This window comes from Corynebacterium sp. MSK004, from assembly GCF_030232515.1.
GTDB lineage: Bacteria > Actinomycetota > Actinomycetes > Mycobacteriales > Mycobacteriaceae > Corynebacterium > Corynebacterium hesseae.
On record NZ_JASPKB010000004.1, the window covers coordinates 87,837 to 111,323 of the forward strand.

At 60.0% G+C, this 23,487-nt stretch carries 22 protein-coding genes; 9 read left to right on the forward strand and 13 right to left on the reverse strand.

The features are described 5' to 3' along the window. Positions 1–46: 46 nt before the first annotated feature. Positions 47–1,387: a serine/threonine protein kinase gene (locus QP999_RS06035; protein ID WP_284847869.1), complete on the reverse strand. Its 1,341-nt coding sequence runs from the start codon at positions 1,385–1,387 to the stop codon at positions 47–49. A 144-nt stretch (positions 1,388–1,531) separates the two neighbouring features. Here QP999_RS06035 and QP999_RS06040 point away from each other — a divergent pair, with 144 nt between their 5' ends. Beyond that, positions 1,532–2,233, forward strand: a complete 702-nt coding sequence (locus tag QP999_RS06040) for a hypothetical protein (RefSeq protein WP_284847870.1) — start codon at positions 1,532–1,534, stop codon at positions 2,231–2,233. A 17-nt stretch (positions 2,234–2,250) separates the two neighbouring features. Here the strand turns inward: QP999_RS06040 and QP999_RS06045 are convergent, their stop codons facing one another. Beyond that, entirely contained in the window at positions 2,251–3,192 is a 942-nt protein-coding gene (locus QP999_RS06045) for a serine hydrolase (RefSeq protein ID WP_232770824.1), read from the reverse strand. Positions 3,193–3,209: 17 nt separating this feature from the next. Next, positions 3,210–4,124 (reverse strand): hypothetical protein, encoded by a 915-nt coding sequence (locus tag QP999_RS06050; RefSeq protein ID WP_269948453.1) that lies wholly within the window; start codon positions 4,122–4,124, stop codon positions 3,210–3,212. A 277-nt stretch (positions 4,125–4,401) separates the two neighbouring features. Between QP999_RS06050 and QP999_RS06055 the strand changes: the two genes are divergently transcribed. Both QP999_RS06055 and QP999_RS06060 read left to right on the forward strand, forming a co-directional pair. Then, complete coding sequence (locus tag QP999_RS06055) at positions 4,402–4,782, forward strand: hypothetical protein (RefSeq protein WP_284847871.1); 381 nt, start codon at positions 4,402–4,404, stop codon at positions 4,780–4,782. Positions 4,783–4,881: 99 nt separating this feature from the next. Next, positions 4,882–6,195, forward strand: a complete 1,314-nt coding sequence (locus QP999_RS06060) for an ISL3 family transposase (RefSeq protein ID WP_284847872.1) — start codon at positions 4,882–4,884, stop codon at positions 6,193–6,195. 135 nt (positions 6,196–6,330) lie between these two features. On the opposite strand, the gene QP999_RS06065 is transcribed toward QP999_RS06060, so the two are convergent. Then, positions 6,331–6,765, reverse strand: a complete 435-nt coding sequence (locus tag QP999_RS06065) for an RDD family protein (RefSeq protein WP_070530143.1) — start codon at positions 6,763–6,765, stop codon at positions 6,331–6,333. Between the two features lie 128 nt (positions 6,766–6,893). On the opposite strand from QP999_RS06065, the gene glnA reads away from it, so the two are divergent. Beyond that, positions 6,894–8,327, forward strand: a complete 1,434-nt coding sequence (gene glnA / locus QP999_RS06070; protein ID WP_070530146.1) for a type I glutamate--ammonia ligase — start codon at positions 6,894–6,896, stop codon at positions 8,325–8,327. A gap of 231 nt (positions 8,328–8,558) precedes the next feature. Then, on the forward strand, positions 8,559–9,518 hold the full coding sequence (locus QP999_RS06075) for a TDT family transporter (protein ID WP_482156230.1): 960 nt from the start codon (positions 8,559–8,561) through the stop codon (positions 9,516–9,518). Positions 9,519–9,554: 36 nt separating this feature from the next. Here QP999_RS06075 and QP999_RS06080 read toward each other — a convergent pair whose 3' ends face one another. The 5 genes from QP999_RS06080 to thrC all read right to left on the reverse strand — a co-directional run bounded on the left by QP999_RS06080 (position 9,555) and on the right by thrC (position 13,258). Beyond that, positions 9,555–10,136 carry an META domain-containing protein gene (locus QP999_RS06080; protein ID WP_284847873.1) on the reverse strand — a complete coding sequence of 194 codons (582 nt, stop codon included), beginning with the start codon at positions 10,134–10,136 and terminating at the stop codon, positions 9,555–9,557. Positions 10,137–10,266: 130 nt separating this feature from the next. Further along, positions 10,267–10,797 (reverse strand): NUDIX hydrolase, encoded by a 531-nt coding sequence (locus QP999_RS06085; protein ID WP_143335729.1) that lies wholly within the window; start codon positions 10,795–10,797, stop codon positions 10,267–10,269. A 17-nt stretch (positions 10,798–10,814) separates the two neighbouring features. Continuing rightward, the gene (locus tag QP999_RS06090; RefSeq protein ID WP_257964697.1) at positions 10,815–11,594 is read right to left on the reverse strand and encodes a trypsin-like serine protease; all 780 of its coding nucleotides are present in this window, start codon (positions 11,592–11,594) and stop codon (positions 10,815–10,817) included. A 61-nt stretch (positions 11,595–11,655) separates the two neighbouring features. Continuing rightward, on the reverse strand, positions 11,656–11,808 hold the full coding sequence (locus tag QP999_RS06095; protein ID WP_284847874.1) for a hypothetical protein: 153 nt from the start codon (positions 11,806–11,808) through the stop codon (positions 11,656–11,658). Positions 11,809–11,812: 4 nt separating this feature from the next. After that, positions 11,813–13,258, reverse strand: coding sequence for a threonine synthase (thrC, locus tag QP999_RS06100; protein ID WP_070623314.1), 1,446 nt, complete (start codon positions 13,256–13,258; stop codon positions 11,813–11,815). 38 nt (positions 13,259–13,296) lie between these two features. On the opposite strand from thrC, the gene QP999_RS06105 reads away from it, so the two are divergent. Beyond that, on the forward strand, positions 13,297–14,598 hold the full coding sequence (locus QP999_RS06105) for an MFS transporter (RefSeq protein ID WP_070519750.1): 1,302 nt from the start codon (positions 13,297–13,299) through the stop codon (positions 14,596–14,598). A gap of 15 nt (positions 14,599–14,613) precedes the next feature. Continuing rightward, positions 14,614–14,745, forward strand: a complete 132-nt coding sequence (locus tag QP999_RS06110) for a hypothetical protein (protein WP_255362876.1) — start codon at positions 14,614–14,616, stop codon at positions 14,743–14,745. Positions 14,746–14,907: 162 nt separating this feature from the next. Here the strand turns inward: QP999_RS06110 and QP999_RS06115 are convergent, their stop codons facing one another. The 4 genes from QP999_RS06115 to QP999_RS06130 all read right to left on the reverse strand — a co-directional run bounded on the left by QP999_RS06115 (position 14,908) and on the right by QP999_RS06130 (position 20,271). Further along, on the reverse strand, positions 14,908–15,339 hold the full coding sequence (locus tag QP999_RS06115; RefSeq protein ID WP_284847875.1) for a hypothetical protein: 432 nt from the start codon (positions 15,337–15,339) through the stop codon (positions 14,908–14,910). Between the two features lie 34 nt (positions 15,340–15,373). Next, positions 15,374–15,691, reverse strand: a complete 318-nt coding sequence (locus QP999_RS06120; protein ID WP_070519746.1) for a Cgl2226 family protein — start codon at positions 15,689–15,691, stop codon at positions 15,374–15,376. Positions 15,692–15,866: 175 nt separating this feature from the next. Further along, complete coding sequence (locus QP999_RS06125) at positions 15,867–18,926, reverse strand: bifunctional [glutamine synthetase] adenylyltransferase/[glutamine synthetase]-adenylyl-L-tyrosine phosphorylase (protein ID WP_284847876.1); 3,060 nt, start codon at positions 18,924–18,926, stop codon at positions 15,867–15,869. A gap of 7 nt (positions 18,927–18,933) precedes the next feature. Continuing rightward, the gene (locus QP999_RS06130) at positions 18,934–20,271 is read right to left on the reverse strand and encodes a glutamine synthetase family protein (RefSeq protein ID WP_070519741.1); all 1,338 of its coding nucleotides are present in this window, start codon (positions 20,269–20,271) and stop codon (positions 18,934–18,936) included. A 198-nt stretch (positions 20,272–20,469) separates the two neighbouring features. Here QP999_RS06130 and QP999_RS06135 point away from each other — a divergent pair, with 198 nt between their 5' ends. Both QP999_RS06135 and QP999_RS06140 read left to right on the forward strand, forming a co-directional pair. After that, complete coding sequence (locus QP999_RS06135) at positions 20,470–21,546, forward strand: DUF2786 domain-containing protein (protein WP_284847877.1); 1,077 nt, start codon at positions 20,470–20,472, stop codon at positions 21,544–21,546. 110 nt (positions 21,547–21,656) lie between these two features. Further along, positions 21,657–23,381, forward strand: coding sequence for a CYTH and CHAD domain-containing protein (locus tag QP999_RS06140; RefSeq protein ID WP_284847878.1), 1,725 nt, complete (start codon positions 21,657–21,659; stop codon positions 23,379–23,381). Positions 23,382–23,487 lie beyond the last annotated feature (106 nt).

A 23,487-nucleotide genomic window follows, 5' to 3' on the forward strand; every position in this document is an offset into this window, starting at 1 on the left:
TTCACTTTGTTTCGGCGTGCTAAGCCACACCCCACCTCAGCTGCCGCTAGGCCACGATAGCCCACGTCACTAAGAAAATAAGGATGATGACCACGACGGTGACCGTGATGATGAGGGCATTCGAATTATCCTTCGCGGCCGGCTTGCGGGTTGCCCGTTGAAGAGTAGACCGTCGTTGCACCGTAGACCCTGGCATCGCCGGGGTAACTGGTGTGGAGGGTGACACGGTTCCCGAAGACGCGATCGGATTAGAGGGAGCGACGAAGCCAGTTGGCCTTGCCCGATCCATGGACCCAAAGGAGGCGGAGGGCTCCGGCCAACGCTGGGGTGATTGCCCCTGTTGGCCAAACTGTCCCGTCCGCGCAGTGCTTCGTTCATTCCGCGGCTGCTCTGGTTGCGACGAAGGCTGCGGGGCTGGGGCGCCGCGCAGGGCTGGGGCGCTACGCGGGGCAGAGGAAGTAGGGCCGGAAGCGGGCTGGGAGGGGCGGGAACGGGAGACGTCGTCAAGCGCGGCGATGAAGTCCTGGGCCCGCGCATAGCGCTGCATGGGCACGCTGTTGAGCGCCTTGTTCAGCACGGTCTGTGCCTCCGAGGCAACGCGGGCAGTGTCTTCTGCAAGGAATGCGGCGAAGGCATCGCTGGACAAATCCGGGATACGGCGCTGTCCTTCCCACTCACTGCGCGGCATCGTGTCCTTGAGGTGGTGAAGCGTAAGCATCTCGAAGGCGATAAGCGCCAGCGAGTAATCGTCCGCGCGCGCCGACATGTCATCATCACCATAAGCATGGCCGTTATTCTCTGGGGCCAAATACTTTTCGGTACCCACGATGTGACCGACCTTGGTCAGGCGCGACTGGCCTTCCTCGATACTGATTCCGAAGTCACTCAGCACAGCCGGCGGCAGGCTGCCCGGGTTTTTGCGCAGCAAGATATTGGCGGGCTTGATGTCCCGATGCACCCACCCGGGGTGCAGCTCGTGGTGCATATAGTCCAGCGCCGCGGCAATCGGTTTGAGGTAGTACGCCACCTCGGTGACCGTAAATCCCCTCCCCTTGTTGGCCCGTTCCCGGATCGCCTGCGCTAAGGTTCCACCGTCAATGAACGCCATGACCATCACGTCATCCCCGCGCGGCGTCGATTCCTTGGAATAGAACTGAACCACCCCCGGGTGGCTACCGATCCTGGTGAGAGCCTTCATTTCGTTGTGGAAACGGGCTCGAGAGGCCTCATCCCGGACATCATCCAGCAGCACTTTAACCGCGAGCTCACGAGACAGGTCCGGATCGGTTACATGAAAAACCTGCCCCATGCCGCCCTCGCCCAGCAGGTACACGGTGGTATACCGCTTTTGCTGGGTAAGCCATTGCACGAAGTAGGAATTAGTCACCGCCCCATTGCACCATATGCATAGCAAGGCTTGAGGTTGCCATGTCCCATCGCCCCCAAATGGAGGGTGCTACCCCGCAGTTCCGTCTGGTTGTGCGGAGCCAGATATGCTACCTGTAGTTCTCTACTGTTTTCCAAGGACCCTATGAGCACCCCAGGATTTGGCACTAACCATTACGCGCATAAGCCCCCTACGCCGGCGTCGGGCCAGACTCAACAGCCCCAGTCAGAGCAGCGCAACCTCGTTCCGATCATCTGCGCCATCGCGATCCTTATCGCACTGCTGATTGCCGGAATCGTGATTTGGAATGATGTCCGTTCCACCAGCCAGGCAAGCCCCGAAGCCGGCAGCGCAACGGAGCAGGAACCCACCCGCGTAGGCGGGGCTGCGCCGGAGGAAACGGCCGCAGAAGAAGGAACAGCTGACGACGAGGAAGCTGCTGACGACGAGAAAGCTGCTGACGACGAGAAAGCTGCTAATGAGCAGGCACCGGAGACTTCTCTCAATCCTGATGCTGCCGATGTCCCTGAAGGACTCACCGCGGCCGGATGGTCCGACTACCCAGAGGCACGCTGCCAACAAGGCGAGAACATGGTTTTCGCTGCCCATGGCTCGGATCCCGATTCGCACATTGTGGTCTGCGAAAAGCAGGACTCCCTTTTCTACCGCGGAGTCTGGTCCAGCGGTGCTGCCTTTGGCCCGGCGCGCGGTGAGGGAAGCTCCTTTAGCGCCATAATCCTCGATCCCACCAGCGGGGATGACACCGGCTCCGTGCTCAACATCCGGGGTACGGACTATGACATCGACGGGGAGGCCGGAAAATTCGAGGACTACTGGCCTCACTAAGAATCGCACTAGGGCTTTTAGACAGCTCCCTGCTGGCATCCCGCGTCCGGCCACTCCACCTGAGCGGTTTCTAATTGCCGGGCTAGTCGCGTCAGCATCTGCTGGGCTTCGCCGTAATCACCGGATGGTGCTGCGGCATAAATTGCTACCGCCACCGTGTGCCCACCTAGCGTGATAAGCCCCATCTGACGGGCCTCATAGGAACCGTCCTCGGCAGGCCCCCAGCCGCCCTTCACCACCGCCCCGTCGAGGGTGCGAAGGCCATACTGCTGTGCCGGATCAACGTCACCCATGGCCGCGAGGATGGGATCAGCGCCTTCCTGGCATCCCAGCGCAGCGACGAATTTCGCTTGCTCGGACACCGGCCACTGAGTTTGGCCGAAGGCGCTAAACCCTGGGCGCGGTGGCGTGGCGGGAACAGTGGCGGTTCCGATGATCTCCTGGGTAGCCTGTGCCGCCTGCGCTCCCCCGCCGAGGGCTTCCCAGAGAGAATCTGCCGCAGCGTTATCGGAAAAAGTAATTGCCCGAGACACAGCGTCCGGATCCGCTACCCCGGCGCGTTCGGCGGCGATGGCCAGGGGGACTTTCGCCGTGGACCATGCGGGCCGCGGGTCGGTGATCCCGGCAGCCGCGACGGTCTGTGACCCTGCCACCGCGATTCCGGTTCCCGGGTTGTCGGCGGCGATGGCGTCGACGGCTTCCTGAAGGTCGGTGGCCTTAATCACGGATGGTTCCTTGTCGGGGATGGAATCAGGGGCAGGACGTGCGGACGAGCCGGATCCAGAATCAGGAAGGGAAGGCTGCGGGCTGCTTGCCGGAGCACTTGGTTCCGGCTGAGAGACGTCCCCGATGGTGCAGGCGCTGAGCGACGCCACCGCGATCCCCACCAGCGCTGCCAGTGCCGCCGGCCGGCGCCGCGGGCGTTCATGCGTGCGGTCTGGGCGTGTTCTGAGTTTCATCGATGCTCGCCTACGTATTAGAGGATGTATACAACCGCGTTATTGCCGCCAGTGCAGGTCACATACTCGCCGTTATCGGAACAATCCATGGTGTAGAACAGCTTGGTCTTCGGGCTAAAGGCCCTAATCGTGGCGTCAAACTCGTGGGTATCGACGTAGTGTTTGACGTATTCATCGCGCACGGAGTTGGCGAACGGCTCCGTCGTCACCTCAGTGCCGCGATAGACACTGTTGAAGTTGCCGCCGGGCTCGTTGTTACGCGCGGCGTCGTTCGCCGGGATAGCGCCCGCGGGCAGGTCAGGGTGCTCGGGGCGCTTCTGCGCCTTGGAGGTCGTCGTAGCCTCCTCTGAGGTCTTTTCAGGCTCCTCCGCAGCTGAAGTGCTGTCTTGTGGCCCCTCATTCTGCTCGGTGAGTTGGGCAGAGGTCTGGGGCGATTCAGCCTGGGATCCTGAGTCAGCGTGTTTAAAGAAAATGAGGTAGGCCAACGCGGCAATAACGAGGATTACTGCCAGGATCAATACACCGATGAGCACAAGCTTTCCGGAATTAGAGGAACCATGGTTTCCGGCATCGTCCTGTGCATAGGAATTCGCATAGGCAGCCGGCTGCTGATCGTACTGGCCAAATCCGTCCTGCGGCGCCGCCTGGGGCGGGAATTGTTGCGTGGGGAATTGCTGCTGCTGAGGATACTGGCCCTGGGATCCGGAGGGAGCAAAAGGATTTGAGTAGTTGTGCTCACCCGATTGCGAGTAGCCCGGACTATTTCCCATGTTTTGGGGGTATTGCTGGGGCTGTACTGGGCGCTGTTGTGTTGGCGGGGCTTCAAAATCTGCGGTTTCCGGGTGGGTTTCTTGATGAGAAGGCTGTGGCTGGCTGCCGTTTCCCTGCTGGGGATGCGCGCCGAATCCATGATTGCGATCTGAATCAGTCACCGAAGCCTCCGTAGATCGTGACGTTTGCAAATGCCAATAGGCGTTTTCTATCTGTCCTATTTTTGCACAGTCACAATTCTCTGCGCAGCGTTTACGTTTTTACTCGCGCTTTGCACAGTGTGTACTCTGCTGTGCTGCCAGCACTTCCTGCCCCACTGGGGAGTATTCCCACGAGCTTCCATTGAAGTCCCCACGGACGGTGCTCGAGGGTTTAGATTGTTAGAGGTATCTCGATGCTCTAACTTCCTGTGCACGGAAAGGTTGCTGATCTCCCGCCATGTCATTTCCTACTGGTCCTTCGGGCACCCCTCCACGCAACTCCGGTTCCTCCGGCTTCGGTTCACCTGCTCCCGGGTTTGGCCGCCCGGGCCATCCCGGCGGCACGAATGGTCCGAGCGGCGGATTCGGAAGCACTCCCCCGTTCGGTGGGCACCCCGCTAGCTCCGCCCCGCAGCCGTTCAGCGGTGGCGCGCCAACACCCCCAAATCCACCCCAGCCCAACTCTTATGCCGCTCCTACCCCGCCGAAAGGCACAGGGCGCTTCAGCGGCGCCATCGCGGCGCTGATTGCTTTGCTCCTCATCCTGGCTGTCGTCCTTGGCGTCGGCGCGTGGTTTATCGGCTCTTCCGGTTTTGGGGTGCGTAGCGGGGTGAGGTAGAAATCGACGGGTTCAGCGGGTCACCACAACATGTAGGGGTCCCTGGTGTGAAGATGAAAGTTCCTACACAACCATCTAAACCCACCAGGGACCCGTACTGTGAAGCCTACTGGAAACCTCGTCGCCGACACTATCTGCCGTACCGCGGAAATCGGGCTTGCCATCACCGGTGCCGCTGATGCCGGAGCGCTGACCATCATTGAGGCCAGGCCAGTAGCCGTTGTCGGCGTGTGCCCGGACTGCGGACAGCCAGGAAAGTTACGCGACCACATCACCCGTCGACTCGTTGATCTTCCTGTCGTTGGATTCCCCACTAGGCTGCACGTAACAGTCCCTAGATTCCGGTGCACAGCCGCCTCATGTAAGAGAAAGATCTTCCAAGAATCTTTAACCTGCGCTGATGACGGCGCCAAGCTCACGCACCGGGTCACCCGCTGGATCTTGCAGCGCCTTGCTATTGACCGGATGAGTGTGTCAGCTACCGCCAAAGCACTCGGTGTGGGCTGGGACCTGGTCAACCAAGTCGCGCTGGATGCCTGCCGCCAGCTTGTCTACGGCGATCCATGTCACCTAGACGGGGTTCGCATTCTTGGAGTCGATGAACACGTATGGAAACACACCAGAAAACCAGGCCAGGCATCAAACCTGGTGACCATACTTGTTGACCTCACCCCGCTGGTGGACGGGCGTGGGCCTGCTCGTTTGTTAGACATGCGACCGGGCAGGTCCGCAGATGTGCTCAGCGGGTGGCTTAAGGAACGCGACCCCAGCTTCCGGGAGCAGATACAGGTGGTGACCATGGATGGGTTCACCGGTTATGCCACCGCAGTCGAGGAGCAACTACCACAGGCGGACAAAGTCATGGACCCTTTCCATGTGGTGCATCTAGCAGCCGACAAGCTCACCAGTTGCCGACAAAGACTCCAACGTGAGACCACCGGGCGCCGCGGACGCAAAGATGACCCGCTGTACAAGCACCGGCGCACCCTGTTGACCAGGACGAACTATCTCACCGAGCGGCAAAAGCAACGCTTAGAAATGTTGTGGGCCACCGATGACGACTACGTGTGCCTGGAAGTAACGTGGTTGGTCTACCAAGACATGATCGCAGCGTACGCGCATCCGAGGAAATCGGAAGGCAAAAAGCTCATGGAACGCATCATCCACACCCTGCGTAAAGGATTACCACAAGGCCTAGAAGAGCTCGCCCAACTGGGACGCACCCTGTGGCGTCGACGCAAAGATGTGCTCGCCTACTTTGATATCGGTGCATCCAACGGCCCCGTTGAGGCAATCAACGGCAGACTCGAACACCTACGCGGCATCGCCCTAGGATTTAAAAACCTCAACCACTACATCTTGCGATGCCTAATCCACTCCGGACAACTACAGGACAAAATCAACGCACTCTAAAACCGGAAGGGCCTTTTTAACCTCAAAAACGCCATTCAACAGATGCCTTTTGCTAGGTGCCGTTTGCTGGACGCCATCTGCTCCATCCCACGTGTGGTTTGTAGTGAACACGGCCCGGTTGGCACCGGACAAGACTTAGGCCATGATGACGGCGGTGCCGGTGGCGCGGTCGTGGAGGCCGCGACCGTCGGCGTCGACCATCGCTGCAGGAAACAGCACGGCGGTCAGCAACGTACGGACCACCGCACGCCACAGGCCGACGGAAGTGCCTGGGACATCGAGGCGCGCCACGCCCATACCGAGCAACGCCATGCCCGGGGTGCGGGCGAACAGCCACCCGCACACGATGCCCATGACTACCCACACTGCATAACCCAAGAAGGCGGGACCGCCCAGATTGTCGGTGAAGAGCACGAGAACGTTGGCAATGATCATGGCCAAAATCCAGTCAATTAACACGCCGAACGTACGCCGCATTACCGACGCCAGGGCACCTGGCCCCTCCTTGGGCAAGCCCAATGCCTGCCCAGGCCACTGCCCCGACCCGATGCCATCGTTGTTATCTGCCATGCCCACCAATCTAGCCGCCGTCCATCCCGAGCAGAAATTTTGCCTTCAGGTGCCCACGCGTCCCAGTGATGCAGCCAATACCTGTAAACTAGTCGGGAGTACTACACGTCAACCAACAGGAGACCACCGTGTCCTTTGAGACAATCCAGGACGTCATCACATTCATCAAGGAAGAGGACGTCAAGTTCGTTGACATCCGGTTTACGGACGTCCCCGGCACCGAGCACCACTTCTCTATTCCGGCCGAGGAATTTACTGAAGACGCAGCCGCCGACGGCCTTGCTTTTGATGGTTCGTCCATCCGCGGATTCACCACCATCGATGAGTCCGACATGACGCTGTTGCCGGATCCGAAGACTGCCTTCGTGGATCCCTTCCGCACCGCGAAGACCCTGAACATCAAGTTCTTCGTCCACGACCCGTTCACCCTGGAGCCCTTTAGCCGCGACCCGCGCAACATCGCCCGCAAGGCTGAGGAATACCTCTCCTCCACCGGCATCGCGGATACCTGTAACTTCGGCGCTGAAGCTGAGTTCTACATCTTCGACTCCGTTCGCTACGGCACCGATGTCCACAACGGCTTCTACGAGGTTGATACCGACGAGGGCTGGTGGAACCGCGGTTCTGAGACCAACTTCGACGGCACCCCGAACACCGGCTTTAAGACTCGCGTGAAGGGCGGCTACTTCCCGACGGCACCCGTCGACAAGCACGGCGAAGTCCGCGATGCCATGGTGGAACAACTGCAGAAGGCTGGTTTCACCATCGAGCGCTTCCACCACGAGGTGGGCAGCGGTCAGAACGAGATCAACTACCGCTTCAACTCCCTGCTGCACGCGGCTGATGATATTCAGACCTTCAAGTACATCATCAAGAACACCGCGGAGCAGTTTGGTAAGACCGTAACCTTTATGCCCAAGCCGCTGGCGGGCGATAATGGTTCCGGTATGCACGCCCACATGTCCCTGTGGCAAGACGGCAAACCGCTCTTCCACGATGAGGCTGGCTACGCCGGTCTGTCCGACATGGCTCGCTACTACATCGGCGGCATCTTGGCCCACGCACCGGCTGTGCTGGCGTTCACGAACCCCACCCTGAACTCCTACCACCGCCTGGTTCCGGGCTTCGAGGCGCCGATTAACCTGGTGTACTCGCAGCGCAACCGCTCGGCTGCCATCCGCATCCCGATCACCGGCTCCAACCCGAAGGCCAAGCGCATCGAGTTCCGCGCTCCGGATCCGTCGGGCAACCCCTACTTCGGTTTCGCCGCCATGATGATGGCAGGTCTCGACGGCATCAAGAACCGCATCGAGCCGCACGCTCCGGTGGATAAGGACCTCTACGAGCTGCCGCCGGCAGAGGCTGCCTCCATCCCGCAGGCACCGACCTCCCTGGAGGCCTCCATCGCAGCACTCGAGGAAGACAACGACTTCCTCACCGAGGGCGATGTCTTCTCCGAGGACCTCATCGAGACCTACATCAACTACAAGCGCGAGAACGAGATTGCGCCGGTCCGCCTGCGTCCGACTCCGCAGGAATTTGAGATGTACTACGACTGCTAGAGCCTAGCTCTACGCCAGCTCTGTATCCGATCCGGGCCCTGACGATTCGAAAGAACCGTCGGGGCCCGTCGTCGTATTACGCAGTGAGCATCGCTGCCGACGGTGAAGTCAACCGCCCACGCACATCCTGTGTGCCCTCCCCTACTGCCGAGCGCAACAGGGTGCAATCTCACGGCCCAATTATGCGGATCAATGGGGCCGAAATGCAGTGGGATGGCTACCATTCCAGCTGTGACTGACAGATTCCGCCAACTGCCACCGCCCGGGCCCGCATGGGGCGGCAGCCTCATGGGAACCTCCATCGTCTCTCGGCTGCTCGTTGAGGAGGGCATGCTGACAGGCTCCGCCGTTTTCGCAGCGCTATCCTGCATTATTCTCCTCGTGCTGACGGTTGGCTTTGCGCTATACCGCCAGCCCAGCTTCGCGCGAACCTCGATGGCTGAATGGTCCATGTATTTCATCGGCATCCTGGCGCTCGGCGCAGCGCTGTCCGGGTTGACGGATATCGGAACCTTCCGCCTCGTCGGCTTTTGGATCGGCGGACCCGTCACCGTCATCACGTGGGCTATTCAGCTCACCCGCTTCGACGGTGAACCGCGCTTTACCTGGGGTCTGCCGCTGGTTGGTCCCATGATTTCATCCTCCGTGGCTGGCTTCCTTGCCCTCGACTACGGACATGCCTACCACGTCATGGGCACCATTCTTTTCGTCATGTCGATCTCTACCGCGGTCCCCACCTTCATCCGCGTGTATTGGGCCGCTTGGCACGGCAAGGTAAATCTCTCCGGGGCCAACTCAGCTACCGCCTGGGTTCCGCTGGGCGTGGTGGGCCAATCCACCACCGCGATGCAGATCCTCTACCCCGGTCATGTTTCCGTCTATTACGGGCTGACCGCTATGGTGATCGCCGTCCCCCTCGCGCTCTATGCCATGATCACCTTCTACCCCAATGTGGCTCGCTGGGTGGACTACTCGCCCGCATGGTGGGCCTGCACCTTCCCGCCCGGGACGGTCAGCATGGGCGGGCACCAAGTAGCGCTGGTGAATGGCTCGGAGCTTCTCGACGTCATCGCGCTCAGCATCCCGTTGCTCCTCATCGCGCACTGGTCTGCTTGCTCCTGCCGCTTCATTAGCTGGCTCATCGAAGGACGGCGCGCACAGCGAAGCGGAGCTAGCCCAATCTCGAACTAGCTCCGCAGTGCACGCTGTCAGCGTGTTTATCAGGCTTTAGTTTTCAGCCTTGGTGAACTGGATGGCCTGGCCCTGGCTGCCCAGCGCGAAGGTGTTGCCCTCCACGGGGATAACGACTGGCTTGGCGGTGAGGATGGTGTTGAGCGCATCGGCATCGGCCATCTCTTCAGGGGAGCAAGCACGCATCGTGGAGGTCAGGTTCTCCGCCACGATGGCATCGGTCTGGTCCAGCTTGTAGCTGCCGCCACCGGAGTTGCAGCTGTCATCGTAGGTTAGAGTTCCGTCCTCATTGAAGGTCACGGAAATCGCCGGGTTCTTCTTAGCGGTGAAGGTACCGTTGAGAACCTTCTGAGCCTCATCAGCCGGCAGCTTCTCCTGCAGACCGTCGATGTCTTCATACTTCTCAATCAAGCCAGAACCTTGCGGAGCTTCCGGCTTCGTGGAGGAGGAGAAGGAGTCACCGAACAGGCGCGAGCTCAGCTCCTGAATCTGGCTGGACTTCACGGAGTCAGCGGAGGATGGTTCCTGCGCACCGGCAGTACCGGCACCCAGGACGCCGCCTGCGAGGGCGACGAACGCAGTTGCAGTGGTTACTTTCTTCAGTGTGCGTGAAATCATGACCCCGAAGCTATCGAGCACCGCCGGCAACATCAACCCATTTCATGCGTTTCTGATGATACTTTGCGGTAACTCCAACGATTCCCAGCCCACGGACAAACCTCAAAGAAAAGACTCCTGACCTAGGCTTTTAGTTGCGCTTAACGTAGCCCATCCGCGGACGGAAGCCCTGCGGATGTTTCATCTGTGCCACGGCATCCCCGATGATCATGCGATGGCGCGCGCTGACAGACGTCGGCATCTGCGCCACCGAGAACCACTGCGCGGCAAGGTTCTCTTCGTCGGAGACGACCGGCTCCGCATCATCCGGAACGGAGACACGGATGGCAGTATCCATGTAGATGCATTTATCCCCATTGGGACAGACCACTGGGCCCACCTGACCGACACCAAGGAGCGCTTCGATACGGCCGTCGAGCCCCACCTCTTCCTTGAGCTCACGCAACGCGGTCGTCGTGACTTCCTCGCCAGGCTCACAAATACCGGAGATGGGAGCCCACGTGCCATTATCGGCTCGCTGGGCCAGCAGCACTGAAGGCAGCTCCCATATCGCAGAACCGGTAGGAACCGCCCGCACGATAACCGCGGTCACGCTGGGAAGGAAGAGCTGCTCGTGACCGATTTTCTCACGCAGGGACACAATAAAATCAGGAGTCGGCATGAGTTTAATCTTAGCGCCTAGACCCGCTCCAGAATCTCCGGCAGGAGTGCCTCGATGTCGGAGGCAGCGGTAAAGGACATCTCCGCCTCAGACCCGTCGGTGCAGCCTTGACTGCTTGCCGCGGCTTCCGTCGTCCCTGACAGAACCCCGACGATCACGCCTTCAAAGGGGCTGCCCGGCGCGCCAAAGACCGGCGCCCCGGAATCACCATGCGTGGAACAGACTCGGGCACTCGCCGAGACGGTGTCCAACGTTCGGTCGCCAAACTGAAGTTTCCCGTGACTTTCTCCATGCGTCAGTGGTCCGCACGTCTCTCCCGTGATGCGCCCCAGCTTGCACACCTCATCCGGAAGCTCCTCCTGCCCCGCAGCGACCACGCTGGTAGGCATGTCCTGCGGGACATAAAACTCCGCCTGCCGCGTGATCTCCACCAAAGCGAAGTCGAGCTGGTGTGTGTCAGGTGAGCTGAGATCGGAATAGATGATGGTGCCGACGGGCTCCGCTGGGTACACGAATTCCCTATCCTCAGCGCCTGCCCACACCGTATCCCCCGGCTCACCGCAATGGGAGGCGGTGACGGCGATGGTACGGGCGTCGTCAAGCACAAAGCTCCACGCCACCGTGCAAAGGTTGAAGTCAAAGGCTTCGCCGGGAACGGGCTGCATAGCAGAAATGTCGAGCGCCGCGCCCGGCGGCACTGGGGAGACATCGGGCGTATGCGTCTGCGGCGGGGCCGGCGTCATAGTGGTGTACTCGGACGTGCTCGAGGCAGCTTCGGGAACGGAGTCAACCCCCATAGGCATTGAGCATCCACCCACTGCCAGCGCAGTCGCGCTGAGCACCACCAGAAGGTAAGGCCTAGTCCTCCTGAGCGGATGCAGCCTCACCCGGGTCCGCCTTGTGATCCTTGTTTTCCTTCTCCATCTCAGCGATCTGCTTCATGTCACGGATGAACTTCTCCGGGTCAAACTCAGTGAAATACTCCGGGCCCGAGAATTGTTCCTGTGCCATTGGCTTAAACCTCCGTGCTCTTGATGTATTGCGTGATGTAATCCTTCACCGCCGCCGCATCGTTGGGCAGATCGGTGACGTGACGCTCGGCTTCCAGGATTCCGGCGAAACGCTCCGGCACCTCCGGTTCAGTGCCGATGGCTTCCGAGATGGTCTCCGCGAATTTCACCGGAAGCGCGGTTTCTAGGCACACGATGGGAGTGTCAACGCCGAACTCATCCTTAACTGCGCGGGCAACCTTGATGCCGTCGGCAGTGTGCGGATCCACCAGCACGCTGTAGCGCTCGTGGACATCCTTAATGGTGGCAAGGCGGTCGGCGTGGGTCGAGGAGCCAGACAGGAAGCCGTACTCGGCGCGGGCAGCGTCGAGCGCCTGCTTGTCGACGTTAAACCCGCCTTCCTTCACCTTCGTTCCAAACAACTCCTTAACTTGTGCGGCATCGCGGCCCAGCAGGTCAAAGGCGAAGCGCTCGAAGTTCGAGGCACGGGAAATATCCATCGACGGCGAGGACGTCTTGTACGTCTGCTCCGAGGAGCGCGGGCGGTAGCTGCCGGTGCGGAAGAACTCATCGAGCACGTCATTCTCATTGGTCGCGACGATGAGTTTGTCGATGGGCAGGCCCATCTGGCGGGCGATGTGGCCGGCGCAGATATCACCAAAGTTGCCGGTGGGCACACTGAAGGAGACCTTCTCGGTGTTCTCCGTGGTGACCTTGAGGTAGCAGTTGACGTAGTAGACCACCTGCGCCATGAGGCGGGCCCAGTTAATGGAGTTGACCGCACCGATGCGGTTCTCGGCCTTGAAGTTGGCGTCGGCCGATACCGCCTTGACCACGTCCTGGCAGTCATCAAAGACGCCATCGAGGGCGATATTGCAGATATTCGGGTCATCCAGGCCGAACATCTGGGCTTGCTGGAAGGGCGTCATGCGCCCGGCCGGGGTCAGCATGAAGACGCGAATTCCCTTGCGACCGCGCATGGCGTACTCCGCCGAGGAACCGGTGTCACCCGAGGTAGCGCCCAAGATGTTGAGGGTCTCGCCACGGCGGGCCAGCTCGTATTCGAAGAGCTCGCCCAACATCTGCATGGCCATGTCCTTGAAGGCGGCCGTCGGCCCTTCAGAGAGGTGACCAATGTACAGGCCCTCCCCCAGTTCGCTGACGGGGACGATCTCCTCGTGGTCAAACTTGGGGTAGGTATAGGCGCGCTGGGCAATTCCTTCGAGGTCTTCTGCGGGAATATCATCCACGAAGAGCTTGAGCACCTCCGCGGCCAAGGCCGCGTAGCCGTCCTCCGCCAAGGTCTGGCGCCAGTTAGTCAGGGTGGCGTCATCGATGCGGGGGTAAGTTTCCGGCAGGTAGAGGCCGCCATCAGGGGCCAGACCTCCAAGGAGGATATCCGTGAAGGAGGCGGGCTGGCGGTCGGTATCGCGGGTCGAAATGTACTTCACCCCCTGCATCTTAGTTGGTGACGCGTAAAGTATCAGCCATGTCGGTTCCTCATCCACGCAATGTAATTACCACGAAGGCTCTCTCTGTGTGGGTGGCTGCGGTGTTGGTCTATATCGTGGCGATGACCGGCCGCACGTCATTTGGCGTGGCGGGCCTCGAAGCCATCGATCGCTTCGAGGTCGACGCCTCCCGCATTGCCGTGTTCACCGCTGTGCAATTGGGTATCTATTCGCTGGCGCAGATCCCTACCGGGATGCTCATCGATAAGTTCGGGCCGCGGCGCCTGCTCGTCATTGGTTCCGTCATCATGGGCGTGGGTCAGGTACTCCTTGGCTTCACCAGCAATTATTGGGTAGCCATCGCCGCCCGCCTGCTCATCGGCGCGGGCGATGCCACCGCCTTCCTCTCCGTGATGCGTATTCTCCCCTACTGGTTCCCGCTGCACCGCACCCCCATGTTCACTCAGGTCACCTCGTCGCTTGGGCAGCTGGGCCAGTTCTTGTCCGCCCTTCCTTTCGCCATGCTGCTGGGCTGGGGCGGGTGGACCATGGCCTTCGTTAGCTTGGGTGCGGTGGGCATCCTCATCGCCGTTGCGGCCGCGGTGGCGGTGGCTGATTCCCCAGAATCCCTCGGCATCGTGCCCAAGCCGAAGGAAAAACCTAACGCGAAGCCGGAAAGCACAGCAGCGCTGTTATCCACCGTTTTCCGTTCCCCCGTAGCCTGGCAGGCATTCTTTATTCACTGGATCGGCCTGGGGGCCACCAACGTGTTCGTCATGCTATGGGGCGTGCCGCTGATGACTGCAGGCATGGATTTTTCTAAGACTAGCGCCGGCTGGATCCTGACGTGGTTTAGCGTGTGCATGGTGCTCGTCGGCCCACTGCACGGCAAGCTTTCCTCCAGGGCCAGCGGTTTCCGCCCGTGGCTCGCCTTAGGGTTTGTGGCTACCCACTGCGCGGTGTGGGCCTTGTTCTTCCTCTTCGGTGGCAGCTATCTCTCGCTGTTCATCCTCATCAGCCTGGTAGCCCTGTGCACACCGGTGGCAAATTACGGTTTCGACATTGTCCGTGAAAACCTCGACCGCACTGTCGTCGCCACGGCGACGGGCCTGGCCAATATGGGAGGCTTCATCGCCACGGTCATCGGCGCCCAGCTCGTCGGCATGGTTCTCGATCACTTGGGTAATGGGCCTGACTACCCCTTCCATGACTTCCGGCTCGCTGCTTGGGCAGTCTTTGTCGTGTGGTGCATTGGCATCGTGGGTGTTCTCATCACGCACATCCTGCGCGGCCGCGGCGAGGACGGCGGCCCGCACGTCACCATCGTGCAGGTTGGTTAGTTCAGGGCTGGGCTAGTGAAGGGCCGCGGCGCTGAACGCCGCCTCAAGGGGTACCGAATTGGCCACTTCGAAGACCCCGAGCCCACCGCCAATCGGAACGAGGACGGCAATGCTCACCCCCAGGGCGGTTCTGAGCAGCTCGCGTAGTTTTCGTTGTTTCTCCACCTCAACGCACCAACCTTTATCGATTCGTTATCTGTGCGTGTGAGCTTAAGATCCGCGGCTGCCAGGCAGATCCCCGTTGACTGCGTATCACCTGCCAGTCCCTGTGTGTTCGCGCCGGCACCCCAGCCGGGCTAGTTCATCGGGCTATTCGGCCGGGGTCGATTCCACGAGAATCGGGCCATCCACCGGGGCGACGACCCCGGCGTCAAAGGCGGCGAGCACACCCTTCGCATCATCTTTCGTAATTGCACCCGCCTCCAAGGCCTTCTTGAGATCAGTCTCGAGGATCTGGCGGGAGCGGTACCTGTCCGATGCCACCGACAAGAGGCCGCGAGGAACCGATTCCGACGGGATCCCCAGTGCCTCTGCCAGCGAAACAATGCGGTCATTTTCAGCAGGGTCGAGCTGAACATCAACCGACTGATCCTGTGGGACGCCACCGTTGACCACCTGCTCCACGGTCAGTGCGCCCTCCGGCACCTGGTGCCGCTCTGTGGCCCACCAGCCTGCGCCGACGGCGGTGATGACAGCGATCACAACGAGGACCCACACGGCGATAAACTGCTTGGACTTCACGGCCACAACCTTAGACTTTTCTCACACCGCCGGCTTAATCCGCGCCAGGGCCAAAGGTCCCAAAAGAGGTACCGCGCGGGGGATGCGGCGAATCCAGGCGCTCGGACAGCGCATCAATGATGGACCGGATAGTTGACTCTGCCACGGAGCGATCAAGGCTGCTGCGGCGTGGGGTCTCTGGCTTCGGCTCAGGAGGGACAACGCGGGGCTTGTCGACGTCCAACCGCATCACCGTCCCCTCCACGCTCAGCGCGGCGGCGGGATCGCACCCGGCGGCTCGGGCGGCGGACAAGAATGCATCGAGATCAGCCAGCGTGGCAGCATTGAGATCGAGAGAAAGATTAAGGCTCATGGTGTTCTCCTTTTTAGGCTCCTTAAAGGGCGCGGGACACTATCTGTTCACTTCCGCCTAAGGCTAACGGCTAATCACCTGATTGAACAGGGGCGTGCGTTAAGTTCAGGGATAGATCCGGGTTCACTCAGGGTGCGGGTCAGGGAGGATACACACCTGCCCACGCTGTGCTCTACTAATCGTGCTCGAATGACTCAGTCTCACCCCAAAACACCTCGTCGACTACCTTCCGGGCGTGCCGGGTGACTTTGAGGTAGTGCTCTAGGAATTGTTGGTTGCGCTCGGGCGCCCAGCCGGCCGCACCAGCCACCTGCGCCAGTTGAGGGCCCGGTGCCGGAAGCTGGTCCACACGCTTGCCACGCACCAATACCAGGGCGTTGCGGGCATCGGTGGCCAACAACCAGGCCTCTCGCAGCTCCTGCACTTGTTGGACTGGAATGACCTCGCTCTCCTCGAGGGCGTCGAGAACGCGCAGCGTGGAGGGATCATGGAGCGCCGGCACGTCGTGAGCATGCATCATCTGCAGCAGCTGGACGGTCCATTCGATATCGGTCAACCCGCCGCGCCCCAGCTTGGTATGGGTATTGCGGTCAGCGCCGCGCGGCAAACGCTCGTTATCAACGCGCGCTTTCATTCTGCGGATATCGCGGATGGTCTTCTCGCTCACGCCCTGCGGTGGATAGCGGAAGGCATCCACCAAGGTGAGGAAACGTTGCCCGACGTCTTTGTCCCCCGCCACGAAAGCCGCGCGGAGTAGTGCCTGCATCTCCCAGGGTTCGCCCCACTGCGAGTAATAACGCTCATAGGACTCGATCGAGCGCACAACTGCTCCCGACCGACCCTCTGGTCGCAAGCCCAAATCAACGTCCAAGGGCGGATCCCCGGAAGGCTTTGCCAGACGGCGGCGCAGTTTCTCGATAATGCCAATTGCCCACGGCAGGGCTTCCTCTTCGGCATTGTCTTCGGTTGGCTCGGCCACCACGATGACATCGGCGTCCGAGCCAAAGCCCAGCTCCATGCCGCCGAGCCGCCCCATTCCAATCACGGCGATGCGGGCTGGTGGTTCGGCGTCATCGTTCTCCAGCCTCCAGGCCCTGACTTCGGCGCGCAGCGCGGCTTCCAGCACTGCATTCCAGATGGTGGACAGCTCAAAGCACACCTGCTGGACCGGCAAAAATCCCAGCAGATCCGCGGCAGCGATCCGCGCCAGCTCCGCGCGGCGAAGGGCTCGGGCTACCGACACGGCTTTGTCAGGGTCCGCGTGACGCTTGGTGGAATTAATCAAGGCGGAGGAAACTTGCGCCGGTTTGGTTTCCAATAGCTTGGGCCCTGCCGCGCCATCGGAGAGCTGCTTAACGACGTCCGGCGCGCGGATAATGAGCTCCGATGTAAATGGCGAGGTGCCCAATATCTTCATGAGGCGCTGGCCGACGACGCCTTCGTCACGAAGCATGCGCAGGAACCACGTTCGGTCGTAGGCCGCCTCCGACAGCTTGCGATAATTCAGCAGGCCCATGTCTGGATCGGCCGTGTTTGAGAGCCACTCCATCAAGGTCGGCAGCAGGATGGCCTGGATACGGGCCTTGCGTGACTGCCCAGCCGCCAGGGAGGTGAGGTGCTCGAAGGCGCGATCCGGGTGGCGATAGCCAAGTGCTGCCAGCTGCAAAAGCGCTGCTTCTCGCGACAATTTGAGCTCATCCGCAGACATCGACGCCACGGAATTCAACAGCGGGCGGTAGAACAAGCGCGAGTGCAGCTCAGAGATGAGCAGGCGAATTTTCCGCAGGTGGGCGTTCATCCGATCCGCTGCTGATTGATGCCCCTGTGGGTGAAATCCTGAATTGATGGCCAGCCACGTCAGCGCCTTGAGGTCATCTTTTTCCGGCAATGTGTGGGTACGGCGGAAGCGCTCCAACTGAAGGCGGTGCTCGAGCAAGCGAAGAAACTCATAGGCCTCGATGAGCTGGGTGCCATCTTCGCGTCCGACATACCCGGCGCGCACGAGCGCTGCGAGGGCATCGACCGTCGCCAGCGTGCGCAGCGATTCATCTGAGCGGCCATGAACCAATTGCAATAGTTGGACGGCGAATTCCACGTCCCGTAAGCCGCCCTCGCCGAGTTTGAGTTCGCGAAGGCGCATATCCTCCGGGACGTTGTCCAGCACTCGACGGCGCATAGCCTGGACGTCTTCCACGAAGGATTCCCTCTGCGATGCAGTCCACACCATGGGTCCGATCTGGTCGAGATAGTCCGTGCCCAAGGGCAAGTAGCCGGTCTGCGGCCGCGCTTTTAGTTGGGCTTGGAATTCCCACGTTTCCGCCCACCGCTTGTAGTAGGCCACGTGCGAATCCAGTGTTCGGACTAGTGCACCAGACTTGCCTTCCGGGCGCAGGTTGGCGTCGACCTCAAAGAAGCACGCCGAGCCGATTCGATTGAATTCTGACGCGAGACGGGTGATCCGTGGCGTTGCCTCCGAGCCCACGAAGATCACGTCCACGTCGGAGATGTAGTTCAATTCGCCTGCACCGCACTTACCCATCGCGATGACTGCCAGCTGCGCATCGAGTGGCTGATCCTCGTAGACCACTCGGACAGCACCGGCGAGCGCTGCCGTCAAGGAGGCGTCAGCGAGGGCCGTCGTCAGCCGCGTGACTTCACGGAAACCCACCCGCGGCTGCGGCCGTGACTGTCCCTTGCGCGAATGGAAAGTCCCTGCGAGGTCATGAGCGGCGATGCGCATCATGAGCGTCCGGTAAGCCACCTTGAGCGATGCCTTGTGGTCGCCAGGAGCCGCCCGGTATGTACCGGGAGAGGTCAGATCGGGGCTCGCGGTATCAGGACGAGTGGGCGGCTCGGCGTACGTTGCCGGTTCCGCGCCTACCTCTTCCAACAAGGTGTGCAGCATTTCCGTGGGAGTCGGCAGCGGGCGCTGGAGCTCGCGCCAGGTCTCTGGGTGGGCGGCAAGGTGATCACCAAACGCAGAGGAGCCGCCCAACAGGGCCATCAACCGTACCCGGAAGGTTTCGTCCTCACGCATCGCCGGGCCAATCTCAGGCGCTGACTCGATGATCCTCATTAACGTATTGAGGGCCATATCGGGATCACCGGCTGCGGCCAGGGTCCACAGCAGCTCGAGAGACTCAGGATTATCCCACCCAAGGCGGGACAAGTCCTCCGCAGCAGTTGGCCGGGTAAGGCCAAGAGTTGCCGGGGACGGTACAGATGCTGGTCGCATGCTTCTCCTAGAAATTCAGGTTGTTGCGCAACTCGAATGCGGTGATCTGCTGCTGATACTCGTGCCACTCATCCCACTTGGCGCGCAGGAAGTACTCAAAGACGTGCTCTCCTAGGACTTCCGCCATAAACTCAGAGCGCTCGAATTCACGGAGTGCCTGGTCCAAGCTGCTTGGCAGATCCTTGTACCCCATCGCGCGGCGCTCACGACGGGTCAGCTGATGGACGTCATCCTCAGCGGGATCACCAAGCTCATAGCCTTCCCTGATTCCGCGCAGGCCAGCGGCAAGCAACACCGCGTAGCCCAGGTAGGGGTTCATCGCTGAATCTAGTGAACGGATTTCAACGCGGCGCGACATTTCTTTGGAAAGACGATAGGTAGGAACTCGAACCAAAGCCGAACGGTTGGAGATTCCCCACGTCACTGATCCCGGGGCTTCGCTGCCAAACATCAGGCGCTTATAGGAGTTGGTCCACTGGTTGGTGATTGCGGTCATTTCCACAGCGTGTTCAAGGATGCCGGCGATAAACTGCCGCCCCGTACTGGAAAGTGAAATCTCATCGTCGGGGTCGTGGAAAGCGTTGGAATCTCCCTCGAAAAGGCTCAAGTGCGTGTGCATGCCCGAGCCAGAGCGATGCTCAAATGGCTTCGGCATGAATGTGGCGTGCACTCCTTGCTGGGAGGCAACCTCTTTAATGAGGTAGCGGAAAGTCATGATGTTGTCTGCCATGGACAGCACGTCGGCATGGCGCAGATCGATTTCCTGCTGCCCAGGTGAGGTTTCATGGTGGCTAAATTCCGTGGCAATGCCCATGGATTCCAGCGCGTACATCGACCGGCGCCGGAAACTCGGGGCGTTATCGTGCGTGGCTTGGTCGAAGTAGCCTCCGTTATCGGTGGCAATCAGGGTATTGATATCGCGGGCGTCTTCCAGAAGATAAAACTCAATCTCAGGAGAAGCCTTGCACGTAAACCCTTCATTGGCAGCCTCAGTAACCTGACGGCGCAGAATGTGGCGCGGGTCCACCAAGGAAGGTTGCCCATCGGGCTGGGTAATATCGCAGAACATGCGTGCCGAAAGAAGCTCTGGTTCTTCCTTGTCAAAGGGCATGATTTGGAAGGTTGAAGGGTCCGGCATTGCGATAGTGTCGGCCTCTGAGATGCGGGAGAACCCTTCCACCGAGGAACCATCGAAGCCAACACCTTCCTCAAAGGCAGATTCCAACTCTGAGGGGCTCATTACCACCGATTTCAGCGCCCCCAAGATGTCAGTAAACCAAAGGCGAATGAAGCGGATATCGCGTTCTTCAACTGTACGAAGGACGAATTCGTGTTGGCTGTTCATGTTCTAAACCCTACCGCCGCGGGCCCAAGTAACGGCGGGAGTTGCAGCTTTTGCCCCCGCCCTTCCAACTATTGTCCCAGTTGGCAAGAGTATCTCGGGGGCAAATTTTTTCGACTCTTAGACCAGATATCAGTCTCACGTGCTTGAATGGCCTCACAACCGAACAGATGTACACATACAAACGGAACAGGAACAGCTATGAACAACCACCACGGAACCTTAAGCGCACGAGGACTCGAGCTCATTTGCCAAGCTGCCAGTCAAGGATGGTCACCTAAGGACTTACTCCACGTCCTAGGCAGCTTTTGCCACCCTCTTATTTATCGTGCCGCTGCTCATATTCCCGCGCAGATTAGTTCTACTGTGCTGCGCAAGGAATGGTTGAGCGTCTCCCCGCCTAACTCGATGACTATGTCGACCGATGACCTCATACGGCTCATTGACGCTACTTCCGCTCTGCCCCCGCTGCGTGACGTTGACGTGCTCGCAGCAGAGAAAACTAGTTCTCGGGCAAGCCAAGACAGCAAAGAGAATCGGTTCCGCAACAAGATCACCCAGCTTCTGCGAAAGGCTGAATCCACTCCTTATGAAGAGGAAGCCAGTGCGCTCATTGCCAAAGCACAGAGCCTCCAACAACGGCACCGCCTCGATGAGGCACTCGCCGAATCCCCGGACACGGTGATGTCCACACGCATCCGTATCAGCGCGCCCTATATCAACCACAAGACCACGCTTCTTAGCGTCATCGCGGATCGAAATGGATGCACCGTCCTCAAGCTTCACCCCATGGGAATCATCACCGTCTTTGGCGCCGAGGCGGACATTGATCATGTCAGCGACCTGTTCGCTTCCCTCCTGCGGCAGTGCGAATGGCACATGACTCATGAGGAGGCTGCCGACAACGCGCGATTACTCGGCAATGTGGCGTCGTTTCGCCGAAGCTTCATTTTGGCCTACGCCACCCGCATTGGGGAGCTTTTGGAGGAAGCGAACGCCTCATTGGCGCCTCACGACGAGAAACAGACAGACTCGGCTGCGGGCAGCAACGCCAAAAGGAAAAACGACGTAGCCCTCGCTCAGCGATCTTTATCAGCGGTGGAAGTACGCAGACATAAGGCAGAAGCTTTAGCTGATCACCTCTTCCCTGATTCACGAACCATCTCCTTAGCAATGAGGAACCATGCAGGGATGTCCGCAGGTGCAACTGCCGCGGAGAATTCCCACTTGGGTGGTGATTCCTCGGGCTTGGGTGGGCGCCGCCAACTCACCGGTTAAGGACCAGCAAGGGTTGGCACATTTGCACTATTAGCCAGGTAACCTAGAAGGCAGTGCAGAGGTTTTATACCTCTTCTTTTATCATTTCGCTCCCCGACGAAGGTGTGTACATGTCTCCAAAGACGTTTCTTGAAATCGAAGCCAAGTTCGCCGTGGATGAAACCACCCCGGTACCAGATCTCGCCCGCCTCGATGAGGTAGCCCGAGTCGCAGAAACTCGCCACCACTCGTTGTCGGCGATTTACTACGACACTGAGGATCTCCGCCTTACCCACGCGAAGATCACGCTGCGGCGCCGCACCGGTGGAAATGACGATGGCTGGCATATCAAAATTCCCGGCGCGGAAGGTCGTACCGAAATCCGAGCCGAACTCGGTGAACCCGTCGACGGCAAGTACGAAGTCCCGGCCGAACTCCTCCACCAGGTTCGTTCGGTGATCCGTAACCACCCGCTTGAACCCATTGCACAAGTGGACAACAACCGCACCGAATTGCTCCTCGTAAACACGGACGAGCAGCCTGTCGCTGAGTTCTGCGATGACCATGTCACCGCATTCTCGTTCCTACCAGGTGGCTCTCAGAGCACGTGGCGCGAGTGGGAAGTAGAGCTCGCAGGAGAACTGCCCGGTACGAAGGAGGGCAGCGCGCTACTGCGGCATGCCACTTCCCTGTTGATCAGTTCTGGTGCGCGGGTTTCCTCCTCACCGTCCAAGCTGAAGTCAGCATTGGGGCAGTCCATCAACAATGTCGAGCTTCCCCCAGCACTCGCAACGTCTAACGTGGAGCCCGGCTCCCCTGCGGCGGCAGTCGTGGAGGCATTGAGAGCTAATCGGGATAAGCTCGTCGAGTTTGATCCGCGGGTACGCCGTGATGAGTGGGATTCCGTGCACCAAATGCGCGTTGCTACCCGCGAATTGCGCAGCCACCTTCAAACCTTCCACGGCATTGTCGTGGGCCCCGAGATCAAGCGCCTAGAGTCCGATCTCAAGGAGCTTGCTGCCATACTTGGCGTTGCTCGTGACGCCGAGGTCGTGGAAGAGCGCTGGCAGAATCTCCTCGCCTCCGAGGACTCCGATGTGCTTGATGAAGCCACCCGCGAACACATCGCACACGATATGGGCCGCGCTTACCGCCGCGCGCATCGTCGTGTCATCGCCGCTCTCGATTCTGACCAGTACCTGGCTCTGCTCGATGCGCTCGACGCATTCCTTTCCAACCCGCCAGTCGCCGCCGAGGATGCTTCGGTTGACGAAGACACCAGCGCCGGGGACAACGGTGCGGTGGAATCTGATTCCGCTGCCACAGCTTCCGCTGACCTATCTGAGCAGCAGGAGGCAGCGAAGGACTATGCGCCGAAGCACGCCAAACGTGATGAAGAAGAGTCCCACGATCTTGACACGGTGATGGCGCTGCACCTCAAGCAGGCCTATGACAAGCTGGTCAAGCGCCACAAGAAGGCTATCTCCAACTGGGATAACACCGAGCTGACGCTGCATGAGCGTGAAGAGTACTTCCACGATATGCGCAAGGCCGCAAAGAAACTGCGCTATGCAGCTGAGGCCGCTGGTTCAGCCACCACGCTAAAGACCAAGAACCTCTACAAGGCCTGCAAGCAGATGCAATCTGTCTTGGGAGACTTCCAGGATTCCGTGACATCTCGCGATAAGTTGCTCGAGTTGGCAGAAACCGCACGCCGGCGTGGCGAGGATACCTTCGGCTATGGCCTGCTCTACCAGCGCGAGCGCGTCATCGGGTTGGAAGCACTCAACGCCTACTCGGACAGCTTTAAAGCCATCAAGTCCGCGTTTAAGCCGCTGCGCAAGAAGCTGCGCTAAGCCGCCGGCTCATCCTGCGTGGCTGTGTAGTTGTGCAGTCACCACAACGGCCCACACCATCGCCTGCTTGCGGTGGTGTGGGCCCGAGCTTTTCGCATCCGCCTCA